The following is a 23253-nucleotide window of genomic DNA, read 5'->3' as shown; positions in this document are numbered from 1 at the left end:
GTGGTCCTTAACTTTCTGATACGCGCTGAGGTGCAAAGTCGTGGGCGACCAGCTCGCCGTGCGCCTGAATGGCGCGCCGTGCCGGGGCGTTAACGTCGTCATCAGTGGCTAAATCAAGATGCGGGAACAGCAGTTCGCCGACGCGGTAGGCTTCTTCCAAATGCGGATAACCTGACAGCACAAAGGTATCAATACCCAGGTCAGCGTATTCCTGCATTCTTGCCGCCACGGTTGGACCGTCACCGACCAGCGCCGTGCCCGCTCCGCCACGCACCAGGCCAACGCCCGCCCACAGATTCGGGGCTATTTCCAGTTTGTCGCGATTACCGCCGTGCAACGCCGCCATGCGGTGCTGCCCAACCGAGTCGGTTTTGGCGAACTTGGCCTGTGCCTTGGCAATCGTTTCATCGTCGAGATTGGCTATCAGACGGTCGGCCGCTTTCCAGGCTTCCTCTGTCGTTTCGCGAACAATCACGTGCAGGCGAATACCGAATCTTACGGTACGGCCGTGTTTAGCCGCTTTGGCACGCACCTGCTCAATTTTTTCTTTGACCTGCGCCAGCGGTTCACCCCAGGTCAGATAAAGTTCCACCTGTTCACCGGCCAGTTCCTGCGCGGCTTCTGACGAGCCGCCAAAGTAGAGCGGTGGGCGAGGGGTTTGCACCGACGGATGCAGCAGGCTAGCGCCTTTCACGCTGATGTGTTTGCCTTCGAAGGTCACGGTTTCACCTTCAAGCACTCTGCGCCAGATATGGGTAAATTCGGCTGCCGCCTCATAGCGTTCTTCATGATTTAAGAACAACCCTTCGGCCGCTAACTCTTCCGGGTCACCGCCGGTGACCAGATTAAACAAGGCGCGTCCGTTGGAGAGCCTGTCCAGTGTGGCCGCCTGACGCGCCGCCAGCGTGGGCGAAATAATGCCTGGACGCAGTGCGACCAAAAATTTCAGTTTCTGGGTTGCCGGAATCAACGACGCCGCGACCAGCCAAGAATCTTCACATGAACGACCGGTCGGGATCAGTACGCCACCAAAGCCGAGGCGGTCCACCGCCTGCGCAATCTGCGTCAAATAGCCGTGATCGACAGCCCTGGCACCTTCATTGGTGCCGAGATAATGACCGTCACCGTGAGTAGGTAAAAACCAAAATACGTTCAGACTCATGTAATATTCCTTTTTCTTTCACCGCGGACGGTGAGCTAGCAATTCGGGTTAATTAACGTGTTTCAAAGCCGATCATTGCGCCAGTGCAGGGGCGTGCCAGATGCGGTCCTTGATAATCACGGGCTTGGGCAGCAGATGATTTTGATAGAACAAATCTGCCGTCGCCTGCTGAAGTTTTTCGGTGTGCGCGTCCACCGGCGTAATCGGCTCATCGGGTAAATGAGAGAAATAGGTGGTGATCACTTTTTCCGGCAGACCGGTAGATTTCGCCAGCAGTTGAATACTTTGTTGAGGCTCAGTTTTAACCAGCGCATTGGCTTTGGTTAACACCTTCAGCACGTCAGAAATAAACTGCGGATTAGCTTCGGTAAATTTCTTGGGTGCTAAATAGAAAGAGCCGGTCTGATTGAGCGTGGTGCCATCGATAAGCACGCGCACGCCACCCTGATTAAAGGCGGCAGAATAGTAAGGGTCCCAAATCGCCCAAGCGTCGACGTCGTGCTGTTGGAAAGCCGCCAGCGCATCGGAGGGCGCGAGATTAATGGGTTTGATATCGGTAAATTTCAGATTGGCCTGTTGCAGAGCGCGCAGGACGAAATTATTCGAACTGGAGCCTTTCTGAAAAGCAACCGTGTGCCCTTTGAGGTCGGCGACCGTTTTTATCGGACTGTTTTCAGGCACCAGGATCACTTCTGCCTTGGGCTGAGGAGGCTGATAGCCAACATAAAGCAGGTCTGCCCCTGCCGCCTGGGCAAACAGCGGCGGCAGATCGCCGGTACCACCGAAATCAATGCTGCCGACGTTCAAGGCCTCAAGGATCTGTGGCCCTGCCGGAAATTCTACCCAAGTGATTTTGGTATGAGGAAAACGATTTTCTAATAGATGATGATTTTTGGCCAATATGAGTCCGACTGAGCCTTTTTGAATGGCAACGCGAAACTGAGGCGGATCTTTTTCCTGCGCCTGAGCGGGCAAGACGCTGCCAAGCCCAAGAGTCAGCGCCAATGCGGCAATAATACGTGAGCCAAAAATTTTCATAACGTCTTCCCGTTTATGCGTGAGCGTGTTGACGTTTTGCCCGTGCGATAGCCAGCGTGTGACGATGTCCCAACGCGGTAATAAAGGTTTCAAGCGAGTCATCAAGACGTGCTTGTAAACCTTCTTCCAGCTCCGCCGGGAAGTGTTGATATTGGCCAATCAATTTGTCGTCGGCAAACACGCCTTGTAACACTTCTTGCGCCTTCAAAGCGTTCAGAACCGGTTTCAGTGCGTAGTCAATCGCCAACATGTGGCCGGTTGAACCCGCAGTAGCGAGTGGCAACACCACTTTATGCTCGAGCGCGCGCTCGGGAAGCAGGTCGAGTAGCGTCTTGAGCGCACCGGAAAGGGATGCTTTGTATACCGGCGTCGCAATCAACAGACCATCGGCGGTATCCAGTTGAGCAATAAGCTCTTTTAGCTGCGGGCTGTTAAAATTGGCAAACAGCAGATCGTCGGCAGAAAAATCCTGCAGGCTATAGGAAACAACTTCAACGCCGCGTGCGATGAGCCACTGGTGGCTAAGTGCGAGCAAGGCTGAAGAACGCGACGGCTGACGTGGGCTACCTGCCAGTGATATGACTTTCATTACGACCCCTTATAACCAGTAGTTATATAACTAACGAATTTGTAAAGATTTTGATTTAAATTAGCAGGCGATAGCTTATGACTGGAAATCTAAATTTTAGGATTTTATAGTTCAAAAATGGATAAGAAGGGGAAATCTGTGGCTGTTTGGAGGTTTCCTGTGACCAACATGTTCTACAGAAGAAAATAAAAAGGTATCGTTTGCGTAGAATGCCCTTTTTTGACGGGAATCAATTCCAATTGGCGTTGGCTTAGCCGATAATATCGCCCCGACTGGCCACCAGCCATTAGCCACCGGGACCTCAGGAGAATCCATGTATTATCCCTTCGTTAAGAAAGCACTGTTTCAGCTCGATCCAGAGCGTGCGCATGAATTAACTTTTAGCCAACTTAGGCGTCTTTCTGGTTCCCCTTTCGAGTTTTTAATTCGCCAATCTGTGCCAAGCAAGCCGGTAACCTGCATGGGGGTAAGCTTTAAGAACCCGCTCGGCCTGGCTGCGGGTCTGGATAAAAACGGTGAATGTATCGATGCATTTGGTGCAATGGGATTTGGATTCGTTGAAGTGGGTACGGTGACGCCTCGCGCGCAGGACGGCAATCCCAAGCCAAGAATATTCCGCGTGGTGGAAGCAGAAGGCCTAATTAACCGCATGGGCTTTAATAATCACGGTGTCGATAATTTAGTCAATAACGTCAAAAAATCACACTTCAGCGGCGTGCTCGGCATTAATATAGGTAAGAATAAAGACACCCCGGTTGAGAACGGCAAAGACGATTATTTAATCTGCATGGAGAAGGTTTATGCTTATGCGGGCTATATCGCCATTAATATCTCCTCACCGAACACCCCGGGTCTGCGCTCTCTACAATATGGTGAAGCGCTCGACGATCTGCTCGGATCAATCAAAAATAAGCAGCTTGAACTCCAGCAGCGTCATCATAAATATGTGCCTGTCGCGGTGAAGATCGCACCGGATCTTTCTCCTGAAGAGTTGATCCAAATAGCCGACTCTTTGGTTCGGCATAATATGGACGGCGTTATCGCCACCAATACTACGCTTGAGCGTAAATTAGTCGACGGTCTTATTCATGGCAATGAGGCGGGTGGGTTGAGCGGCCGTCCGGTGCAGATGCAGAGCACGCAGATCGTTCGTATGCTCTCACAGGAGCTTAACGGCAAGCTGCCAATTATTGGCGTCGGCGGCATAGATTCATTAACTGCCGCGCGTGAAAAAATGGATGCGGGCGCTTCATTAATTCAAATCTATTCCGGGTTTATCTACCATGGGCCACAATTGATTAAAAATATTCTCATGAATATATAGTTGTCGCTCACAATAAATTTGTAAACAACGGCAGCCGGGGGGTTTATTTATCCCTCCGGCTCGTTTATATTTTGTTCACTGAGTATTAAATGTACTTAAAAGTCATTAATTCTTTGAGCACGAGGCTAACCTGCGATTTGTCCTATATAGAGGTTACCGCTAAAAGTGTTACCGTTGAGTGATAGGTTTTGTGGCAGTTGGCTCAACAAGATTGAGCGATTGTCGTTAAAGCAGGCGAGGATAAATAGGATAACGAAATGAAAATCAAACCAGATGATAATTGGCGTTGGTATTTTGATGCTGAACATGACCGACTGATGTTGGACTTAGCCAATGGCATGATTTTCCGTTCACGTTTTCCCGCTAAAATGTTAACGCCTGACGCATTCTCAGAATCAACCTTTTGCGTTGACGACGCGGCGTTATATTTCGACTTTGAAGAGCAGTGCAAGAAAATTAAATTAGCCGCCGAACAGCGGGCCGAATTAGTGCTTAATGCGTTAGTGGCGTTCCGATTTTTAAAACCACTTATGCCGAAAAGCTGGCACTTTACTCAACAACATCGTCCGTTCCAGCCTGATAATGGCCAGTTGGCCAGCGTTAACGTTATGGCGTCCGGTGAGCAGGCAACGCTGCTAGTGGTTGAGTCTGGCGATAACGCCAGCCTGTGCCTGTTGGCGCAGGAGCGTCTGACTATTGCCGGTCGCGGCATGGTATTAGGCGATGCGATTAAAATCATGCACGACAGATTAATGCCTGCACAGATTAAATTAGATACTGTCTATGACAGGGCGGTTTGATATTTCCGCCCTGAAGCCGAAAGTTATTTCTCTGGCCTTTCTTATTACGCTATAAAGTTATTAACTTTACCCGTTATTCCAGTATCAAGTCTGACGCTGGCACACAGCTGCACGAAAGAATTTTACCCTGCTTCCCTATCGCCGTCGCTTTCAGTGCGTTAATCTCGCCTTCGACCAGAGTCAGTTTGCAACTTCCACAAATTCCCGCACGACAGGAATACGGAATGCGCAGGCCTTGCTGTTCAAGCTGCTCCAACAAAATCTGCTGATTGTTGCCCTTAAAAGAAGTGCCCTTATAGGTTATAGCGACTTCCTGCGCGGCAGTGGCGGGCATTTCGACGTTTTCAACCACAGTGCCGGCCGAGTAAGGGCGTGCGGGCTTGGTGGCAAGAACCTCTACACTGTCACCCGCGCGAATAATGCCGCTGTTACGCGCAATCATGTTCTGACCAAAGTCCACATCGCCATCGTCGGCGGTGCGATAGCTCTGCAGCGTTTTTAACGGCTCCCCGGAGGGATGCTTTCGGCCTCGCTCGGTGCTGACGGTGGTTAATACGCAGCGGCTGCAGGGTTTGACCAAGTCAAAAATGACGTCGCCCACGCGAATCGTTTGCCAGGTGTCCTCGGCATAAGGCTCCGCGCCGGTTATTACCAGGTTCGGCCGGAACTGCTCCAGTTTTACGCTGGCAGGGCAGCGCTTTTTCAGGTCAAACAGCGAGGCTTCATTTAACAATAAATAGGGATAACCATCGGCAAAGGAGAGCGGGATCTCCGGCTGTTTTTTAACATGGCGGGTAAGGCTCGGCCCCACCCAGCGCAGCTGAACGTCACGTTTGAGGTAACTGCTAAGCCAAGTATTGATGTTTTCGGGCGCAACAAGCGAGGTAAAATGGTTACCCCAAACTTCTGTTGGCTGCGGTTGGCTGTCAAAGTCGCTGAATTTCAACACGACGCTGTCGCTGCCGTCGGGACTGGTTAAGATTAATCCATCCGGTAATAAAGCCGGCATAAACTGAACCAGCTGCGGATACTGGCGAGCGGTAATAAATGTTCCCTGCGGGTCGGCCAGCATAAAAAGACGATCGAAGGCTAAACCGCTGGGGGTAACTTGGGCGTGTGAAAGTTGCAAACCGCGCATGGACTTAACTGGATGTACGTATAATCTTGACAGAGTAACCACTAATGCCTCCAGGCCTCACCAGCGGTAGGCTTCGCAAGGGGATGCCAAATGCTTGGGTAGGGGCTCTTTTTGTGTTGTAACAAGAGACTTTATGACAAGTCGTCAGGATTAGCTATAATGCGCCCCTGTTTTCTCATTATCCGGACCTGGAAACGGTCTCGGGTAATATACTGTTTTGTTCTGTAGGAAATAACTTCTAGGTGATTAAGTCAATATGAACTCTTTGTTTGCCAGCACGGCGCGTGGATTGGAAGAACTATTAAAAAGCGAACTTGAAACGCTGGGTGCGCAGGGCTGCAAAGTGGTGCAGGGCGGGGTGCATTTCGAAGGCGACGATCGCCTGCTGTATAAAAGTCTGCTCTGGAGCCGACTCGCATCGCGTATCCTTCTTCCATTAAATGAATTTAAAGTTCATAGCGATCTCGACCTCTATCTGGGCGTGATGGCGATCGACTGGCCGTCCATTTTTAGCGTTGAAAAAACCTTTGCCGTGCACTTTAGCGGCCTGAATGACGAGATCCGCAACAGCCAGTACGGTGCATTAAAAGTTAAAGATGCGATCGTCGACAGCTTTACCCGCAAAATGGACGAGCGTCCAAATGTGGCAAAACAGCAGCCTGATATTCGCGTTAACGTGTTTTTACAGCGTGATACCGCAAGCGTTGCCCTCGATCTGAGCGGTGAAGGCCTGCACCAGCGCGGCTACCGCGACCTGGCCGGTCAGGCACCGCTGAAAGAGAGTCTGGCGGCGGCCATCGTGATGCGCTCCGGCTGGCAAGCCGGTACGCCAATGGTCGATCCGATGTGTGGTTCAGGCACTTTGCTTATCGAAGCAGCGATGATCGCTGCCGATCGCGCGCCTGGCCTGCATCGTCCGCACTGGGGCTTTACCGCCTGGTCCAAGTTTGATGAAGAACTGTGGCGCGAACTGACCACCGAGGCGCAGGTGCGCACCCGTCGCGCAGTACAGGAAACCACTTCGCGCTTCTTTGGCTCAGACATTGACCGTCGAGTGATTGAGATGGCGAAATCCAACGCCCGTCGCGCCGGTGTGTCTGAGCTGATTAGCTTTGAAGCCTCTGAAGTCGGTAAACTGAAAAACCCGCTGCCGGAAGGTCCGGTGGGCACCCTTATCAGTAACCCGCCTTACGGTGAGCGTCTTGAAAGTGAACCGGCGCTGATTGCGCTGCATAACCTCCTGGGGCGCATTGCCAAAACGCAGTTTGGTGGCTGGCAGATGTCGTTGTTCAGCGCTTCGCCAGAGCTGTTAAGCTGCCTGCAACTGCGCGCCGATCGTCAGTTCAAAGCAAAAAATGGTCCGCTTGAGTGCGTGCAGAAAAACTATCAGCTGGCGGAAAACCCTCTGGGAACCGCCGGTGCGCAGCTTGCCGAAGATTTCGCCAACCGCCTGCGTAAAAATGTTAAGAAATTGGAAAAGTGGGCGAAGCAGCAGGGCATTGAGTGCTACCGTCTGTATGACGCTGACTTGCCAGACTACAACGTCGCTGTTGACCGCTACGGCAGCAAAATCGTGGTGCAGGAATATGCGCCGCCTAAAACGATTGATGCACAAAAAGCGCGTCAGCGCCTGTTTGACGTGATCAATGCGACGCTGTCGGTTTTGGATATCTCCTCAAGCCAGCTGGTGTTGAAAACGCGTGAACGTCAGAAGGGCACCAGTCAGTACGAAAAGCTGGCGCAGAAAGGTGAGTTCCTGATGGTTGAAGAGTTTAACGCCAAGTTTTGGGTTAACCTGACTGACTATCTCGACACCGGCCTGTTCCTTGACCACCGCATTGCCCGTAAAATGCTGGGCGAAATGAGCAGTGGAAAAGACTTCCTGAACCTGTTCGCCTATACCGGCACCGCGAGCGTACACGCCGGACTGGGCGGCGCGCGCAGCACTACTACGGTAGATATGTCGCGTACTTATCTTGAGTGGGCGGAGAAAAACCTGCGTGCAAACGGCTTGACTGGGCGTCAGCATCGCCTGATTCAGGCTGACTGCCTGTCGTGGCTGAGCAATGCCGATGAGCAGTTTGATGTGATCTTTATCGATCCGCCAACTTTCTCAAACTCGAAACGTATGGCCGAAAGCTTTGACGTACAGCGCGATCACTTGGCGCTGATGAAAGATTTGAAACGTATTTTACGTCGCAACGGCACCATTATGTTCTCAAACAATAAACGCGGATTCCAAATGGACGCTGAAGGTCTGAGCAAGCTCGGCCTCAGTGCAAAAGAGATAACCAGCCAAACTGTGTCTCAGGATTTTGCCCGTAACCGCCAAATTCACAACTGCTGGCTGATCACTCACGCCGGCGAGGAAAAATAAAGTCTATGTCGTTAATCAGCATGTCGGGTGCTTGGCTGTCTTTCAGCGATGCACCAATTTTAGACAACACCGAATTACATATCGAACCTAACGAGCGCGTCTGTCTGGTTGGGCGTAACGGGGCGGGCAAGTCGACCCTGATGAAAATTCTCAACCGCGAAGTGCCGCTCGATGATGGACGTATCGTCTATGAGCAAGACCTGATTGTTGCGCGTCTGCAACAGGATCCCCCGCGCAACGTTGGCGGTACAGTGTTCGATTTTGTTTCGGAAGGGGTGTTTGAGCAGGCTGAGCATCTGAAAGCCTATCACGCCATTTCGCACCTGGTTGAAAGCGATCCGAGTGAGAAGAACCTGAACAAATTGGCACAGATTATGGAGGTCCTCGACCACCAGGGTCTGTGGCAGCTCGACAGCCGCATCAGTGAAGTGCTGCTGCAGCTGGGTCTGGACGGCGATACCGAGCTGTCTGCGCTGTCCGGTGGCTGGTTGCGTAAAGCGGCACTTGGCCGTGCGCTGGTCAGTGCGCCAAAGGTATTGCTGCTTGATGAACCGACAAACCACCTCGACATCGAGAGTATTGCCTGGCTGGAAGAGTTCCTGAAGGAGTTCCAGGGCAGCATTATCTTTATCTCGCACGACCGTTCGTTTATCCGCAATATGGCGACCCGCATTGTTGACCTTGATCGCGGCAAGTTGGTCTCTTATCCGGGCAACTATGAGCTTTACCTGACCAGCAAAGAAGAAGCGCTGCGCGTTGAAGACTTGCAGAACGCCGAGTTCGATAAAAAACTGGCGCAGGAAGAAGTGTGGATCCGTCAAGGCATTAAGGCGCGTCGTACCCGTAACGAAGGCCGCGTGCGCGCACTGAAAGCCTTGCGTAAAGAGCGTTCGGATCGCCGTGAAGTGATGGGCACCGCCAAAATGCAGGTGGTTGAAGCCGTTAGCTCCGGCAAAATTGTGTTTGAGATGGAAGACGTTAACTACAGCGTGGCCGGTAAGCAGTTGGTGAGCCATTTCTCTGCCCAAGTGATGCGCGGTGACAAAATTGCTCTGGTTGGCCCGAACGGCTGTGGTAAAACTACACTGCTCAAGCTTATGCTGAGCCAGTTGGAAGCCGACAGCGGTCGTGTTCACTGCGGCACCAAGCTGGAAGTGGCCTACTTTGACCAGCACCGCGCCGAGCTTGACCCGGAACGCACCGTGATGGACAACCTGGCCGAAGGCAAACAGGAAGTGATGGTCAATGGTCGTTCACGTCACGTGCTCGGCTATCTGCAGGACTTCCTGTTCCATCCTAAACGCGCCATGACGCCGGTGAAAGCGTTGTCAGGCGGTGAGCGTAACCGCCTGCTGCTGGCAAAACTGTTCCTGCGTCCCAGCAACCTGTTGATTCTCGATGAACCAACCAACGACCTGGATGTTGAAACGCTGGAACTGCTTGAAGAGCTGATCGACAGCTATCAGGGCACCGTCATGCTGGTAAGCCACGACCGGGAATTTGTCGATAACTCGGCGACCGAGTGCTGGATTTATGAAGGCAACGGCGTGATTAACAGCTACGTTGGCGGTTATCACGATGCGCATCATCAGCGTAAATCTCAGCGCCTGCTGCGTAATTCTGCTCCGGCAGAGACTAAAGCAGCTGCACCGGCCAAAGCGGAACCTGCCAAGCGTGCAGCCGGTAAAATGAGCTACAATCAACAGCGTGAGCTTGAGCAGTTGCCTCTGAAAATCAGCGAGTTGGAAGTGCTGATTGCAGATCTTGGCAAGCAGATGAGTGACGCGAGCTTCTTTACTCGTCCTCATGATGAAACCCAGCAGGTGTTGAATGCCCTTGCCAGCGCCGAGCTCGAACTTGAGCAGGCGTTTGAGCGTTGGGAAGCGCTTGAAGCCCAGAAGAACGGCTAAAGCTGCGCCTTGCCCTTATCGCTTTCTCAATGATGGGAAGGCGATAAGGGTTTCTGTTTTCCCCGTGTTTCGCCATTGAGGAGTTGAATGTGTGTTCACACTCTCATGACCCGCACATACTGTGTCCCCATTGCGATCTGCTGGTGACACTGCCCCCGTTAAAATATGGCCAAAAGGCTAACTGCCCACGTTGTAAATCTACGCTGACCATGTGCTGGAAAGAACCGCGCAAACGTCCAGTTGGCTACGCGCTTAGCGCACTGTTTATGCTGCTTCTGGCTAACATGTTCTCGTTTGTGAACATGAACGTTAAAGGCCTGACCAGCGAAATTACCCTGATTCAGATCCCCAAAGTGCTGGTGGCGGACAACTATGCCAGCATGGCTTCTCTGTTTATGGTGGTGGTACAGCTTATTCCGGCGTTCTGTATGCTGGCAATTATCGTGCTTTGTCTGCCGGTGCGCTTGCCCGGAAGATGGAACATTCGCATTGCCTGGATCCTGTTTCATCTAAAAGCCTGGTGTATGGTCGAGATATTTCTCGCCGGCGTGCTGGTCAGTTTTGTCAAACTGATTGCCTACGGAGACGTGGGTATTGGCACCAGTTTTATCCCTTACGTTTTATTCTGTTTATTACAAGTGCGTGCGTTTCAGTGCACCGATCGCCTGTGGCTGTGGCAGCAGGTTTCACCGGCACCGGCTATTCATCAGCCGCTGAAGGTGGGGCAAAGCGGGCTCTCACAGGGACTGCGCTCGTGTGAATGCTGCATGGCGATATTGCCGGTAAAACAGCAGGTATGTACGCGCTGCGGCAGTAAAGGGCATGCGCGAAAAAAACACAGTCTGCAGTGGACTATGGCGCTGCTGGTGACGTCGGTGATGCTTTATATACCGGCAAATTTATTGCCTATCATGATAACGCAGGCACTGGGGACCAAGTTCACTTCGACGATTATGGCGGGCGTGGTCCTGCTTTGGGGTGAAGGTTCTTATCCGATTGCGATGGTGATTTTTATTGCCAGTATCATGGTGCCATCGTTGAAAATGCTGGCGATTGCCTGGTTATGTTGGGATGCCAAGAGTTCTAAAAAGGTCGATCGTGAACGACTGCACGTGGTGTATGAAATGGTGGAGTTTGTCGGGCGCTGGTCGATGATCGACGTTTTTGTTATAGCGGTGCTGTCGGCACTGGTCAGAATGGGGCAGTTAATGAGTATTTATCCTGATATAGGCGCACTGCTTTTTGCGCTGGTGGTTATTCTCACCATGTTTGCTGCAAATACATTTGATCCGCGCTTGATTTGGGATCGCTCAGGAACCTTTGAAAATAAGGAAAAATTCGATGACGGACAATAAACATAACCGAGATGAAAACACTTCGGGGGAAGCGGAGGTAGGCACGATCAAACGCTGGTCACCGGTGTGGATCATTCCGATTCTGACGGCGTTGATCGGTGCCTGGATCCTGTTTTATCACTTCAGCCATCAGGGGCCGGAAGTGACACTGATCACCTCTTCAGCCGAGGGTATTGAGGCCGGTAAAACGGCTATCAAGAGCCGCAACGTTAACGTGGGTCAGGTAGAAACCGTGACTCTGAGCGAAGACCTGCAGCAGGTTATTATCAAGGCGCGTCTCGACTCCGGCATGGAGAAAATGCTGAAAGACGATTCGGTATTTTGGGTGGTTAAGCCGCAGGTTGGGCGTGAAGGAATTTCCGGACTGGGTACGCTGCTCTCTGGCGCATATATTCAGCTGCAACCGGGTGGCAAAGGTGACGAGAAAGAGCAGTATAAATTGCTCGACTCACCGCCGCTGGCCTCGCCGGACGCGCAGGGTATTCGCGTAGTGCTTACCAGCGACCGTGCGGGTCAGCTGAATCCGGGTGATCCTGTGCTGTTCCGTGGTTTTCAGGTGGGCACCGTCGAAACCAGCCACTTTGACCCCGAATCACGTCAAATCCGCTATCAACTGTTTGTACGCGCACCTTACGACGGTCTGGTGACCAGCAACGTGCGTTTCTGGAAAGAGAGCGGGGTGAATTTCGACATGTCCTCGGCGGGTATTCGCGTTGAAATGGGCTCGTTGACCACCTTGTTCAGCGGCGGAGTGAGCTTCGACGTTCCGGACGGTTGGGAGCGTGGTGCAAAGGCCGACAACAGCGCCTCGTTCGCGTTGTTTAACGACCAGCGCAGTATTCAGGATTCGCTGTACACCAATCACACCGATTATGTGCTGTTCTTTAGCGATTCTGTGCGTGGCCTGCAGCCTGGCGCGCCGGTTGAGTTCCGCGGCATTCGTTTGGGTACCGTAGGGCAAGTTCCGTATCAGAAGATGGGGATGGGCGGACAAATCGACAATGATTACCGCATTCCGGTGTTGATCCGTATTGAACCTGAGCGCTTTAACAAGCTTCTGGGTAAAGATTTCAACATGGATGAGCGTTTGCAGGCTGGGTTGAAAGCTGGCTTACGTGCTTCACTGAAGTCTGCCAACCTGTTAACCGGTTCGCTTTATGTTGATTTGGACTTCTATCCTAATGCCAAACCGTGGACCGGGCCTAAGACCATTGACGGCCAGGCTATGCTACCCACGGTGAGTGGTGGACTGGCGCAGATCCAGCAAAAATTGATGGCAACGTTGGACAAAATCAACGCACTGCCGTTGACTCCGATGATCAATGAAGCCACCAAAACGCTGGCGGAGAGTCAGAAAACGATGAAGTCTACGCAGCGTACCATTGACTCGCTCAATGCGTTGGTTTCGAGTAAAGAGATGAAAGGCCTGCCACAGGACATGCAAAAAACGCTGTTGCAGCTTAACCGCAGTATGCAGGGCTTCCAGCCTGGTTCACCGGCCTACAATAAAATGGTTGATGACATGCAGCGTCTGGATGAAACTCTGCGTGAACTGCAGCCGGTGCTTAAAACTCTGAACCACAAGAGTAACGCGCTGGTATTCGCCGCCCCAGGGCAAGATGATCCTCAGCCGAAGAAGGCCAAATAATGATGAAATGGATACCTGTCGTCTTAGCGTTATTTCTGGTTGCCTGCAGCAGCGACGGTAAAAAGACTTATTACCAGTTGCCTACGGTGAGTACTGCCGCGTCGGTTGCGGCCGTTAGCGCGGGCGGAGGATTAACTCCGGCCGCCTCGCAGCCGAAACTGTGGATTTCACAGGTTAACGTTGCCGATTTCCTCAGCACATCGGGCCTGGTTTACCAAACCAGCGACGTGCAGTACGTAATGGCGGCAAACAATCTGTGGGCTAGCCCGCTCAGTCAACAGCTGCAGCAAACCCTGCAAACCTACCTGGGACGGAATTTGCCAGGATGGGTAATATCGGGTCAGCAAGCTAATGACGGCAATCAGGAGCAACTTTCGGTTAATGTTACAGGCTTCCACGGCCGTTACGATGGAAGGGCCATAGTGAGCGGCACATGGACTCTTACGCGCAATGGCCAAGTGAGCCAGCATAACTTTAATCTTGAGTTGAAACAGGAAGCGGATGGTTACGATGCGCTTGTCAGAACGCTTTCACAGGGTTGGGCGCAGGAAGCCAACAGTATCGCTTCACAAATAAGATAAATTCTTTTTATTAGTTCGATAAAAAATCCCGGTTCCTGTCAAAGCAGGGGCCGGGATTTTTTTTATGACGATCAGTCGCCTGAGGATATTCCTGCGCGATTAGCTTGCGCGCAATCAATAAAGATAGCGCAATATTGTGACAATGGCGTGAAATTTGCGCATTGACCTGTGGCGAAATCAGGACTATTTGTTAGGTGTGGTCGCAACAGCGAGCCACTGTTTTCTTTCCACTTGACCTGAATAATGAGGGACACGAGGCATGAAGAGACAAAAACGAGATCGCCTGGAACGGGCACAATCACGTGGATACCAAGCTGGCATTGGGGGACGTTCGAAAGAAATTTGTCCTTACCAATCATTAGACCAACGGTCACACTGGCTTGGAGGCTGGCGAGATGCCATGGAGGTCAGGGCAGTCAACGCGTAGGCTGACTCTGACAGAAAAAGGATAACCTCCGCATATGATTTACTGCGGAGGTTTTTTTTACCCTACAGAATCCAAAAATCCGTTGGGTAACAATATACTAGAAAGCAGCAGTGTCTTTAAACAGGCCTACTTTCAGGTCGGTAGCGGTATAGATTACTTGACCGTCAACCAATACTTCACCGTCCGCAACGCCCATGATCAGTTTACGGTTGATCACGCGTTTGAAGTTCAGGCGATAGGTCACCACTTTTGAGGTTGGCAGAACCTGGCCGGTGAATTTGACTTCACCCACACCTAGTGCACGACCTTTACCTTCACCGCCCAACCAGCCGAGATAGAATCCAACCAATTGCCACATTGCATCAAGTCCCAAACAGCCTGGCATCACCGGATCGCCGATGAAATGACAACCGAAGAACCACAAATCTGGATTAATATCTAATTCGGCTTCGACGTAGCCTTTATTATGGCTACCGCCATCTTCGGACATTTTGACGATGCGATCCATCATCAGCATATTGCCCGACGGCAATGGTGGTCCACCTGCTCCGAAAAGTTCACTACGGCCAGAGGCTTCGAGGTCTTCTTTCGTATAGGAATCGCGTTTTTCTACCATGTTCTCTGTAAGCCTTATTTTATTGAAGCACGCATCTTAGCGAACACCTGTAAGCTGAACAAGTCCGATCAGCTACGAGTTAGCAAATTTAACCATCGAAGAGGCCACGGGAAGCGAGGACGCTCCGGCGCAATAACCAGTGCGATTCTCTCTTGAATGAGACTCAGCAAGTTAGGGCTTTCATCGTTTTCTTCGACAGTGGTATAAAGCAGGCCGGTAAGTATGGGCAACGCATCGGCAGCGCTGTCAACGGCCCACAGGTGGAACTGGCCTTCGCGCACCGCATCAATCACCTGCTGATGCAGACAAAGGTTGCGCACGTTGGCGGTAGGGATAATCACACCCTGTTTACCGGTTAAACCGCGGCGTTGGCAAACTTCAAAAAACCCTTCGATTTTTTCATTTGCGCCGCCAATTGGCTGTACGTTACCGAATTGATCGACCGAACCGGTCACCGCAATTTGCTGATTAATAGGCTGCATAGCTAGGGCACTTATTAGCGCGCACAGTTCGGCCAGTGACGCGCTATCGCCATCGACTTCGCCGTAAGATTGCTCGAAAACAATCGACGCGGAGAAGGGCAGGGGCTGATCCAGCTCTAGTTCGGCAATCAGGAAGGCCTGCATAATCATCATGCCCTTAGCATGTAGATTGCCGCCCAGCTCTGCTTTGCGCTCAACGTCGGTGAATTCACCATCGCCAGTGTGAACCACGCAACTGATGCGCGACGGTTCGCCAAAGGCGCGCGGATGTCCAGGATACTCCAGTACGGACAAACCGTTTATTTGGCCAATGACTTCGCCATCGGTCTCGATAAATATTTGACCTAGCTCAATTTCGTCCTGCATACGTTCCTGCAGGTAGCTTTCGCGCCAGGCACGGGTAGAAATCGCCGCATCAAAGGCTTTTGCCGTCAACTCTGGCTCGTCGTTGTACAACTCAGCTTCGGTTAACTGCGCGGAGAGCCAAGATGGGCACAGTGGCAGACAGCCCTGATCGCTGCTAAATCGGACCGCAGCTCTCAGCAACTCAGGCCAGGCATCGACCGACAGGCGCGGTATTTCAAGCTCATCGGCCAGCGTATTGACATAAGCACACCATTTTTGCATGTCCTCAGCTTCTGACAGCGGCAAATCAGCCTCAAACTCGCCGTAAAAAGCCGATTCGAGCAGCTCAGGCTCCATGTCGTTAAGTTCGCCGAGCGAAACGCGGTCACCCACTAGAATCAGTTTAACGTCGAGCGGCATTGCTGGAATGCTTACCGGCAATGGGCGCGCCTCATCGGGAGAAACCCAATGGTAACTTTCCTGCGTGAGCATCTGCTTAAGACGCAGCCACAGTAGCGGCTGAGCCAACAATGAACGCACTGACAAAATCAGCACGCCACCATTAACCTGATGAATCAAGCCGGGTTGCAGCTCAATCTGGTCCTTATAGAGACGAACACAGCCAAAAAGCTGCTCTGGCTCAATCCACTCCTGATACAGACAGCTTGCCGAAGCACTGAACGGCGCGTTGGGGTCCTGGGCAGGCTGCACGTGAATTTTTCTTCCATCAATCTGGTATTCACTGCCCACCAGTTCTTCGGCTTCAGGTAACAGTTCGGTGACCACATCGGCAATGCGCGAAAGGTAGTCACGACTTTCCTGAGCCTTGACCGTCATAAAGCGCGTACGCGAATTAGGGTGGCAAAACAGAGAAAGCCCATTCTCCAGACGCGGCTGGGTCACAGAAAAATCGACCGGGGCCAACTGATCCGCAGTAGCAAAGATTGTCTGGTATGGCGTAGAATCCGGCAGTAAGAGCTGCCAATCAAGTCGGTTATTGGTCAATGTGTTAGCTGTAGTCTTTTAAAGGGAAAGCGCGATTATACAAGAATAAGCCCTGCTGCATAGAACCAGAGTCGCGCTAAGCGCGTTCAGTTGTGACATTATGCAGTTTGTGGGTGAAAAATAACCACTTTGATTCCCGCGATGTAGTGACATATTTCGGGTTAAAAGTGACATAAAGCTGCTATGCTTACCTTCGTTACATGGTCACAGAAGAGCTTGCGATGAAATATCAGCAACTGGAAAACCTTGAGAGCGGTTGGAAATGGAAGTATCTGGTAAAAAAACACCGGGAAGGCGAAAGGATCACTCGCCACGTTGAGAACAGTGCGGCAGAAGATGCGGTGGAGCAGCTGCTTAAACTTGAAAACGAGCCGGTTAAAGTTCTTGAGTGGATAGATGCCCACATGAGCAAGGCTTTAGACAATCGTTTGAAGCAGACTATTCGAGCACGACGTAAACGGCACTTTAACTCTGAGCATCAGCACACCCGTAAAAAGTCTATCGATCTCGAATTTTTAGTATGGCAGCGATTGGCTGCGTTAGCTCAGCGCCGAGGGGTAACCCTGTCTGATACTATCGTCCAACTGTTGGAAGATGCTGAACGTAAAGAGAAGTACGCGACTCAGATGTCCTCGCTAAAACAGGATCTGCAGCAGATCCTCGACAATAAAGAAAGCTAAGTCAGGCCTCGGCCTGATCCTTCCCGTTATTACTGCCTGTTTCTGTTTTTAGCCCATAAAAAAAACCCCGCAATGCGGGGTTTTTTGAAGCGAGGTCTATCAAAAGATAGCGCCGTTACTTATGCCTGTGGCTGAGTAACAACGTCTTTGATGCCTTTAACTTCGATTTCTACACGACGGTTTGGAGCAAAACCAGCGATCTGTGCTTTAGTAGCACGACCTGATTTGTAACCCAGGTTGCCGGTAATTTGGTCAGCTTCGCCTTTACCTTGTGCAGAGATCTTGTTAGAAGGGATACCTTTAGATACCAGGTAATCCACTACTGATTGAGCGCGTTGCTCAGACAGTTTCTGGTTAGATGCTTCTGAACCTACTGGGTCGGTATAACCCAGAACGACTACTGAACCGTCTTTCGGATCCAGTGAGCTCAGTTGGGTATACAGCTGATCCAGAGCCTGACGGCCTTCTGGTTTCAGAGTAGATTTACCGAAGGTGAACAGAACGTCAGATTTCAGAGTGAACTTGTGAGTCTGTACAACTGGAGCTGGAGCTGGTGCTGGTGCAACAACTGGAGCCACTGCATCATCTTGACCGAAGCGGTAAGAAACACCCACGGACAGAGTTGCGTTATCAGGACGTGCACCAACGGTAGCAGCATCACCAATGTTGTTAACCCACTGGTAGTCCAGACGGGTTGCCCAGTTTTTGGTTACAGCGTATTCGAAACCAACGGCTGCCAGTGGAGAAACACCGGTGTCGTTGTCGCTTACGCGGTTGCCGTTGCCAAAGTTACCTTTAGCGTCTGCACGCCAAACCATACCACCCAGACGAGTGTAGATATCCAGATCGTCAGTCAGTGGGTAGCTCAGTTTAGCAGCCAGCTGAACGCCTTGTGCTTTAAATGCGCCGTTGTTTACGCTGCCTTTGTAAGCCATACGGCCAAGCCAGTCATATCCCAGTTCGAAGCCCAGGTATGGGTTCGCTTGGTAACCCAAGAACGCACCAGCACCCAATTGGCTTTCGTGAGTTGGGCCGTTGCCAATGCCGTTGTAGGCGTTAGCGAAACCAGTATCATGATACTGGGACCAGCCCAATTTGCCACCGGTGTACCAGGTGTTATCTTTCGGTGCGGCTTGCGCTACTGTAGCGAAACCTGCCAGTGCCACTGCTAATGCGATAGCTGTCTTTTTCATTTTTGCGCCTCGTTATCATCCAAATAGGCAATTTAGCTTTAAGCCTTGAGCCCTTGGTTAAATTCCTTCGTCCAAGTTATTGCTTCACTTAGGTACTTGCCACTTTTCGTTGGCATTATAAGAGCAACCTTGGCGAACTAAAGTCTACAACGTGGCGAGAAACTTACAAGCTTGAAGTGATAACGCTCAGGAAAAAAAGGGAAAAATGTACACATTTCTTAACATCATAGACAAAATGTTGACGAAACTATGTGTTTTTTAACCGCGGAAACACCCTATTTTACTGGTCTCAACGGCGTTTTCAGCACAAAAAACTAAAAAAGACGATATTTTTGTAAGATTACTCCTAATTTGAATTAATGGTATACAGAAGAGTGAATTTTTACTGCTGGGGGTTGTCCGCCTGTAGAAAATCGCTCCTCAAGAGGCTTCATAATGAAACCGTATGAGCCACCAATTTCTGCGGCGACCTGTAATCTTTTGCGATCCGAGTCACTTAATTCTGGTAACCAGCCCAACACAACGCTGTAATTTCCCGTCAATAAAGCGCGTTCCATAGCATCGACAGAGGCAATACCTTGCAACTGATTAACCTGAACGATTTTATCTACCGGCAAACCTGATTGGGCTAACCAGCGGCGGCTCAATTTCTGCGTTGGCGTCAGCCAAAGCAGCCAGCGGGACTGCGCGCCGAGATGATGTAATAAAGGTAAAAGTAACTGAGTCAGCGCAGGTTGATTTTCACTATAGACGAACTCACTGAGTAAGCCACTGTTTGCCGATGAATTCTGGCAAACCGGAGTTGGGCGGGACGTTAAGTGAGGCTGACTAAATTGAGCATGATGACGATGATGAGTTCGCATAGTGTGTTCCACCAGTGAGTTACTGTATGAATGTACAGTACTGCTACTGTGGTGAGAGATCAACCTAAATTTTCCAAGATGTCTCGCAATTTTCAAAGTTAATCGTCAAGAAAGCGAGTTTAGATTTGGCGGTATGTCTGGCTTTGCGTATTTTGCCCTAAGCGGTTCACGTAACCATATGAATTACTCAACCTGGCCTAAGAGATAAGGAAATCAGTATGTTAAATGAAACTAAAAAAAGGATAGTTCAAGCCGTAGCGCTTTTTACGCCGCTGGGTTTTATCCACTCTCGTACGCAGTTTGGTGGCTTCAGCCTCTCGTCGGGCAATGCAATGTTTGCCCTAGTTTCGGAAGGTGAACTTTATCTGCGTGCTACGTTGGATAACGAAGCCATGATGAAACAGCTTAATATGCCGCAGTTTATTTATCGCAAACGAGGCGTGGAAATATTGCTGCGATATTTTCAGGTTAACGATGCGCTTTGGCTTCAACCCGAACGGCTTATTGCAATGGCAGACGAATCAATCCGTGGCATGCAGAGTGAGAAAAAAGCGCATAGCAGCAGTCCTAAAAGATTGAAAGATTTGCCCAACATCAACTTATCGATGGAGCGACTCCTTTGGCAGGTCGGCGTAAAAAATTCAGCAGAGCTGCGCGTGCAGGGTGCAATCAGAACATATGTAAAACTCAGTTCGGCCAAAAAGGGAACCGGATTGAACATGCTGTTTGCACTTGAGGGGGCAATTTTGGGATACCACAAGTCGGTATTGCCTGACCAATCGCGTCATAAACTGGTTCATTGGTTTAGCATTTTTGAGCAAGAGGGAAGAGTTCTATAGGGAGGAAAGTGCCGACGGGGTCATTTACCCGCCGGCTATGTTTGCCGAGATTGTTATCTAAAAATGAAAAGGACTATGCCGGTTTTTCTCCCGAAGCAATTTTATTATTCAGATTGGTCATTTCAGGCAGATGTTCCATTAACAGTCTAATTTGCTGCAGCACCAACTGTTCTTTACTGTCGGATGCCGTGGTTTTGGCAGACATTTTCTCCGACAACTGTTTGAGAAGTTGCTGTACGTGCGTAGCATCGTCACGCTCATGGTGCAGCGCGGCGTCCACATAACAGGTTGCGTCATCAAGCAGGCTCAGCGTTTCACTGTCTTGCAGCTTTTCACGATGTGCGCCTAGCGCAGAAATATAGCTGAGCATCGTATGGTTAAGACACAGCAAACGAAACGCCGCATCTAACGTTTCACTGTCGTTGTCTTTTTCCGACGTCATATTTGACACCACGGATGCCAGCTCTGCGTCACAGTTGTGCGCATCCCTTCTGGCCAGTCGATATTCCAGACCGTTGTCCTTGCCTTGATGATATTGAACCAAAATGGCATCAAGATAGCGGCAGTTTGCATTAAAGGTTTTACTGACCACTGTCGGCAACTGACGAAAACGCCAGTCGGGCCAGATAAAACTCACCGCAAACCAGGCTATAAAACAGCCCAACAGCGTATCGAGAATGCGTGGGATTGCTACCTCAAAGCCTTGCCCCATTAAATTAAACAGTAGCAGAGCCAGCAGGGTGATGAACATGGTGGCCTGCGCGTACTGTACGCTGCGGAAGCTGAAAAAAAGCATTCCACTGATAACAATCAGGATCATCTGTCCCTCAAGCGAGGGAATGAAATACAGAATCGGTATACCCAGCGCAACGCCGGCGAGTGTACCTACTACGCGTAAAGCCAGCCGCCGCCGCGTGGCGCTGTAATTGGGTTGGCAGACAAACAGGCTGGTCAGCAAGATCCAGTAGCCGTGGCTGAGGCCACTGAACTGGATAAATAGGTAGCCAATTAACAGCACTATCGACATGCGAACCGCATGGCGGAACAGTGCTGATTTTGGGGTAAGATGCCGCGAAATTCGCAGCCAGATATCCTGAAAACCGCTAATTTTATCATCGGCGAAGGTTTTCTGACTTGCCGGTTCACTGTCCGAAAATGCCTGCTCCGACTCGATGTTGGCAAGCTGCCCATCAATCGCTCGCAGGTTTTTAATTAAATGTCTGAGAGCCTTTATCAATCCACTGCTTGGGTCGAGGCTGGACTGGCGGTCAAGCGCCTCGCCTAAACGGACAAAGGCGCGTTCGAACAGCGGGTTGTGTTGGTATTTTTGCCTATACAGTATGCACTGAGAAAGTTGCTGACAGGCATTGGACTGCATACTCATCAGCCTTTGCAGGCGGAATAAAATATCGGTGTGATGAAACACGGCACTGAGTTTTTCATACTGCACATGTATCGAACTGGCGCGTTCGTGGATGTCCTGCGCCACGAAATAATATTGCAATGTACGGCGCGTCCCTTTTTGACCACGATCGCCTTTCAATCGGCTCTGCAGGGCCGTCTTGGTTTCGTTCAGCGTGCTCACCAACTGGCCATTAGCCATGGCTAACGCAACCAGTTGCTGACTATTACTGCCTTCCTGATCGGGGTCAAACATGGTGGATTTTGCATCTAAATACACGGCCAAACGCTGATAACAGCGAGAAATATGGTCCTGCAGCGGGCGAATAGGTAAAACCACGTGGCCAATGAGCGTCAGGAAATAATACCAAACCGTACCCACCAGCAGCAGCACAGACTGTTCATACCACACCGGGTAAACATTATTGATCCCTAGCATGGTATAGATGGCTATCAGCAGTGCGCCAAAGGCAATGGTGGCGTAGCGCTGACCCAGCGCGCCTAGCAAAATAAATCCGCAGGTGGAGAGCGTCAACCCAGCGGCGAAAAGCCAGGGGTAAGGGAAAAGCAGTACCACTGAAACCGACGCAACAAAAAATGAAACCAGCGTAATGAGCAGGTTACGTAAGCGACCGGCAAGTCTGTCGTCCAAATCGCTTAAGCCCGCAGCGACTACCCCTAGCGTAAGCGGGATAGTCAGTTTGGGTTGGGAAAGCAGCCAGGGTGCGGCAACGGTGCCCGCGAGGGCGATAAATATTCGAATGCTGTACAGCAGATTACTGCTGTAGGCATAGCGTCTCAAACCGGCTGCGATAGAAAGCACGGAAAACTCCAGCAAGAAAGTAAATTATAGGTTCAGCGGATACGTCCGTTATTTCTTAAACGCGCGGCGCCTGCTTCTCTGGCCTGTTTGGCAAGCTCAACGGAAACGACGCGTCTTCCTACCGGCCACAGTGCGATGGCGGCAATTTTAAAATTGGCGATGCCCACAGGAATACCAATGATGCTGATACACTGCGCTATGCCGATGGTGATGTGTGAAAGACACAGCCACCAGCCAAAGAAAATCAGCCAAAAAATATTCAGCAAGGTGCCGCCGCCAGAGAGCAACGCATTCTTTTTTTCCGGATATAATTCATCTACGTGTATCGCTTCATTCCCAAAGGGTAAAAATGAAAGGCGAGTAATTTCCCAGCACGAACGCGTCAGAGGCAGGGTGAAAATCAGCACGATGCTGACCAGCGTGGCAAACAACCAGGCGAGGGTAGTGAAGAAACCACCCAACACGAAATTAAGAATGTTCAGTACAGTACGCATAAAAAGTCCCGTCTTTGATTTAAGCTTTCCAACGCCATTGCGTTACGTTTAATTCTACTCTTATGTATTCTACCCCGTTTTTGGGACTGGAGCGCCACTGCCAATCACAGGTAAACTACTTTCGGGTATCGCTCATAAAATTAAAAAATCATGGCGCATTAAC

At 50.8% G+C, this 23253-nt stretch carries 20 protein-coding genes; 10 read left to right on the top strand and 10 right to left on the bottom strand.

Going from position 1 to position 23253, the window contains the following annotated elements; genetic code table 11:
• Nucleotides 1-7: 7 nt before the first annotated feature.
• From ssuD to ssuE, 3 genes are all read right to left on the bottom strand, one after another.
• Nucleotides 8-1162, bottom strand: coding sequence for an FMNH2-dependent alkanesulfonate monooxygenase (gene ssuD / locus GA565_RS17870; RefSeq protein WP_152199798.1), 1155 nt, complete (start codon nucleotides 1160-1162; stop codon nucleotides 8-10).
• Nucleotides 1163-1234: 72 nt separating this feature from the next.
• The gene (locus GA565_RS17865; RefSeq protein ID WP_152199796.1) at nucleotides 1235-2200 is read right to left on the bottom strand and encodes an aliphatic sulfonate ABC transporter substrate-binding protein; all 966 of its coding nucleotides are present in this window, start codon (nucleotides 2198-2200) and stop codon (nucleotides 1235-1237) included.
• A 13-nt stretch (nucleotides 2201-2213) separates the two neighbouring features.
• Nucleotides 2214-2789 (bottom strand): NADPH-dependent FMN reductase, encoded by a 576-nt coding sequence (gene ssuE / locus GA565_RS17860; RefSeq protein ID WP_152199794.1) that lies wholly within the window; start codon nucleotides 2787-2789, stop codon nucleotides 2214-2216.
• A 313-nt stretch (nucleotides 2790-3102) separates the two neighbouring features.
• Between ssuE and pyrD the strand changes: the two genes are divergently transcribed.
• On the top strand, nucleotides 3103-4113 hold the full coding sequence (pyrD, locus tag GA565_RS17855; RefSeq protein WP_152199792.1) for a quinone-dependent dihydroorotate dehydrogenase: 1011 nt from the start codon (nucleotides 3103-3105) through the stop codon (nucleotides 4111-4113).
• Between the two features lie 257 nt (nucleotides 4114-4370).
• Nucleotides 4371-4913, top strand: a complete 543-nt coding sequence (locus tag GA565_RS17850; protein WP_152199790.1) for a cell division protein ZapC — start codon at nucleotides 4371-4373, stop codon at nucleotides 4911-4913.
• Nucleotides 4914-4986: 73 nt separating this feature from the next.
• Here the strand turns inward: GA565_RS17850 and GA565_RS17845 are convergent, their stop codons facing one another.
• Complete coding sequence (locus GA565_RS17845; RefSeq protein ID WP_152199789.1) at nucleotides 4987-6093, bottom strand: YcbX family protein; 1107 nt, start codon at nucleotides 6091-6093, stop codon at nucleotides 4987-4989.
• 214 nt (nucleotides 6094-6307) lie between these two features.
• On the opposite strand from GA565_RS17845, the gene rlmKL reads away from it, so the two are divergent.
• The 6 genes from rlmKL (at nucleotide 6308) to rmf (ending at nucleotide 14349) form a co-directional block, all read left to right on the top strand.
• Entirely contained in the window at nucleotides 6308-8428 is a 2121-nt protein-coding gene (rlmKL, locus tag GA565_RS17840; RefSeq protein WP_152199787.1) for a bifunctional 23S rRNA (guanine(2069)-N(7))-methyltransferase RlmK/23S rRNA (guanine(2445)-N(2))-methyltransferase RlmL, read from the top strand.
• Nucleotides 8429-8433: 5 nt separating this feature from the next.
• Entirely contained in the window at nucleotides 8434-10338 is a 1905-nt protein-coding gene (locus tag GA565_RS17835) for an ABC transporter ATP-binding protein (RefSeq protein ID WP_152199785.1), read from the top strand.
• Between the two features lie 89 nt (nucleotides 10339-10427).
• The gene (pqiA, locus tag GA565_RS17830; protein ID WP_152199783.1) at nucleotides 10428-11693 is read left to right on the top strand and encodes a membrane integrity-associated transporter subunit PqiA; all 1266 of its coding nucleotides are present in this window, start codon (nucleotides 10428-10430) and stop codon (nucleotides 11691-11693) included.
• Nucleotides 11680-13341, top strand: coding sequence for an intermembrane transport protein PqiB (gene pqiB, locus GA565_RS17825; protein WP_152199781.1), 1662 nt, complete (start codon nucleotides 11680-11682; stop codon nucleotides 13339-13341). The genes pqiA and pqiB overlap by 14 nt, the downstream gene beginning before the upstream one ends.
• A complete protein-coding gene (gene pqiC, locus GA565_RS17820) occupies nucleotides 13341-13922 on the top strand; it encodes a membrane integrity-associated transporter subunit PqiC (RefSeq protein WP_152199779.1) in 582 nt (193 codons plus the stop codon). The genes pqiB and pqiC overlap by 1 nt, the downstream gene beginning before the upstream one ends.
• A gap of 259 nt (nucleotides 13923-14181) precedes the next feature.
• Nucleotides 14182-14349 (top strand): ribosome modulation factor, encoded by a 168-nt coding sequence (rmf, locus tag GA565_RS17815; protein WP_152199778.1) that lies wholly within the window; start codon nucleotides 14182-14184, stop codon nucleotides 14347-14349.
• Nucleotides 14350-14446: 97 nt separating this feature from the next.
• On the opposite strand, the gene fabA is transcribed toward rmf, so the two are convergent.
• Nucleotides 14447-14965 (bottom strand): bifunctional 3-hydroxydecanoyl-ACP dehydratase/trans-2-decenoyl-ACP isomerase, encoded by a 519-nt coding sequence (gene fabA / locus GA565_RS17810; RefSeq protein WP_055778025.1) that lies wholly within the window; start codon nucleotides 14963-14965, stop codon nucleotides 14447-14449.
• Nucleotides 14966-15033: 68 nt separating this feature from the next.
• Nucleotides 15034-16797, bottom strand: a complete 1764-nt coding sequence (locus GA565_RS17805) for a Lon protease family protein (RefSeq protein ID WP_152199776.1) — start codon at nucleotides 16795-16797, stop codon at nucleotides 15034-15036.
• A 221-nt stretch (nucleotides 16798-17018) separates the two neighbouring features.
• Here GA565_RS17805 and matP point away from each other — a divergent pair, with 221 nt between their 5' ends.
• Entirely contained in the window at nucleotides 17019-17477 is a 459-nt protein-coding gene (matP, locus tag GA565_RS17800; RefSeq protein WP_152199775.1) for a macrodomain Ter protein MatP, read from the top strand.
• Nucleotides 17478-17596: 119 nt separating this feature from the next.
• On the opposite strand, the gene ompA is transcribed toward matP, so the two are convergent.
• Both ompA and sulA read right to left on the bottom strand, forming a co-directional pair.
• Nucleotides 17597-18670 (bottom strand): porin OmpA, encoded by a 1074-nt coding sequence (gene ompA / locus GA565_RS17795; protein ID WP_152199773.1) that lies wholly within the window; start codon nucleotides 18668-18670, stop codon nucleotides 17597-17599.
• Between the two features lie 356 nt (nucleotides 18671-19026).
• Nucleotides 19027-19533: an SOS-induced cell division inhibitor SulA gene (gene sulA / locus GA565_RS17790; RefSeq protein WP_152199771.1), complete on the bottom strand. Its 507-nt coding sequence runs from the start codon at nucleotides 19531-19533 to the stop codon at nucleotides 19027-19029.
• Nucleotides 19534-19751: 218 nt separating this feature from the next.
• On the opposite strand from sulA, the gene GA565_RS17785 reads away from it, so the two are divergent.
• Entirely contained in the window at nucleotides 19752-20372 is a 621-nt protein-coding gene (locus GA565_RS17785; protein WP_152199769.1) for a TfoX/Sxy family DNA transformation protein, read from the top strand.
• Nucleotides 20373-20445: 73 nt separating this feature from the next.
• Here the strand turns inward: GA565_RS17785 and yccS are convergent, their stop codons facing one another.
• Together yccS and GA565_RS17775 are read right to left on the bottom strand one after the other, a co-directional pair.
• On the bottom strand, nucleotides 20446-22596 hold the full coding sequence (yccS, locus tag GA565_RS17780; protein WP_152199767.1) for a YccS family putative transporter: 2151 nt from the start codon (nucleotides 22594-22596) through the stop codon (nucleotides 20446-20448).
• A gap of 32 nt (nucleotides 22597-22628) precedes the next feature.
• Nucleotides 22629-23090 (bottom strand): YccF domain-containing protein, encoded by a 462-nt coding sequence (locus GA565_RS17775; protein WP_152199765.1) that lies wholly within the window; start codon nucleotides 23088-23090, stop codon nucleotides 22629-22631.
• Nucleotides 23091-23253: the final 163 nt, after the last annotated feature.

The organism is Rouxiella sp. S1S-2, assembly GCF_009208105.1.
Lineage (GTDB): Bacteria > Pseudomonadota > Gammaproteobacteria > Enterobacterales > Enterobacteriaceae > Rouxiella.
The sequence above is the reverse complement of the archived record's forward strand: the minus strand, read 5'-3'. Positions and strand labels throughout refer to the sequence as shown.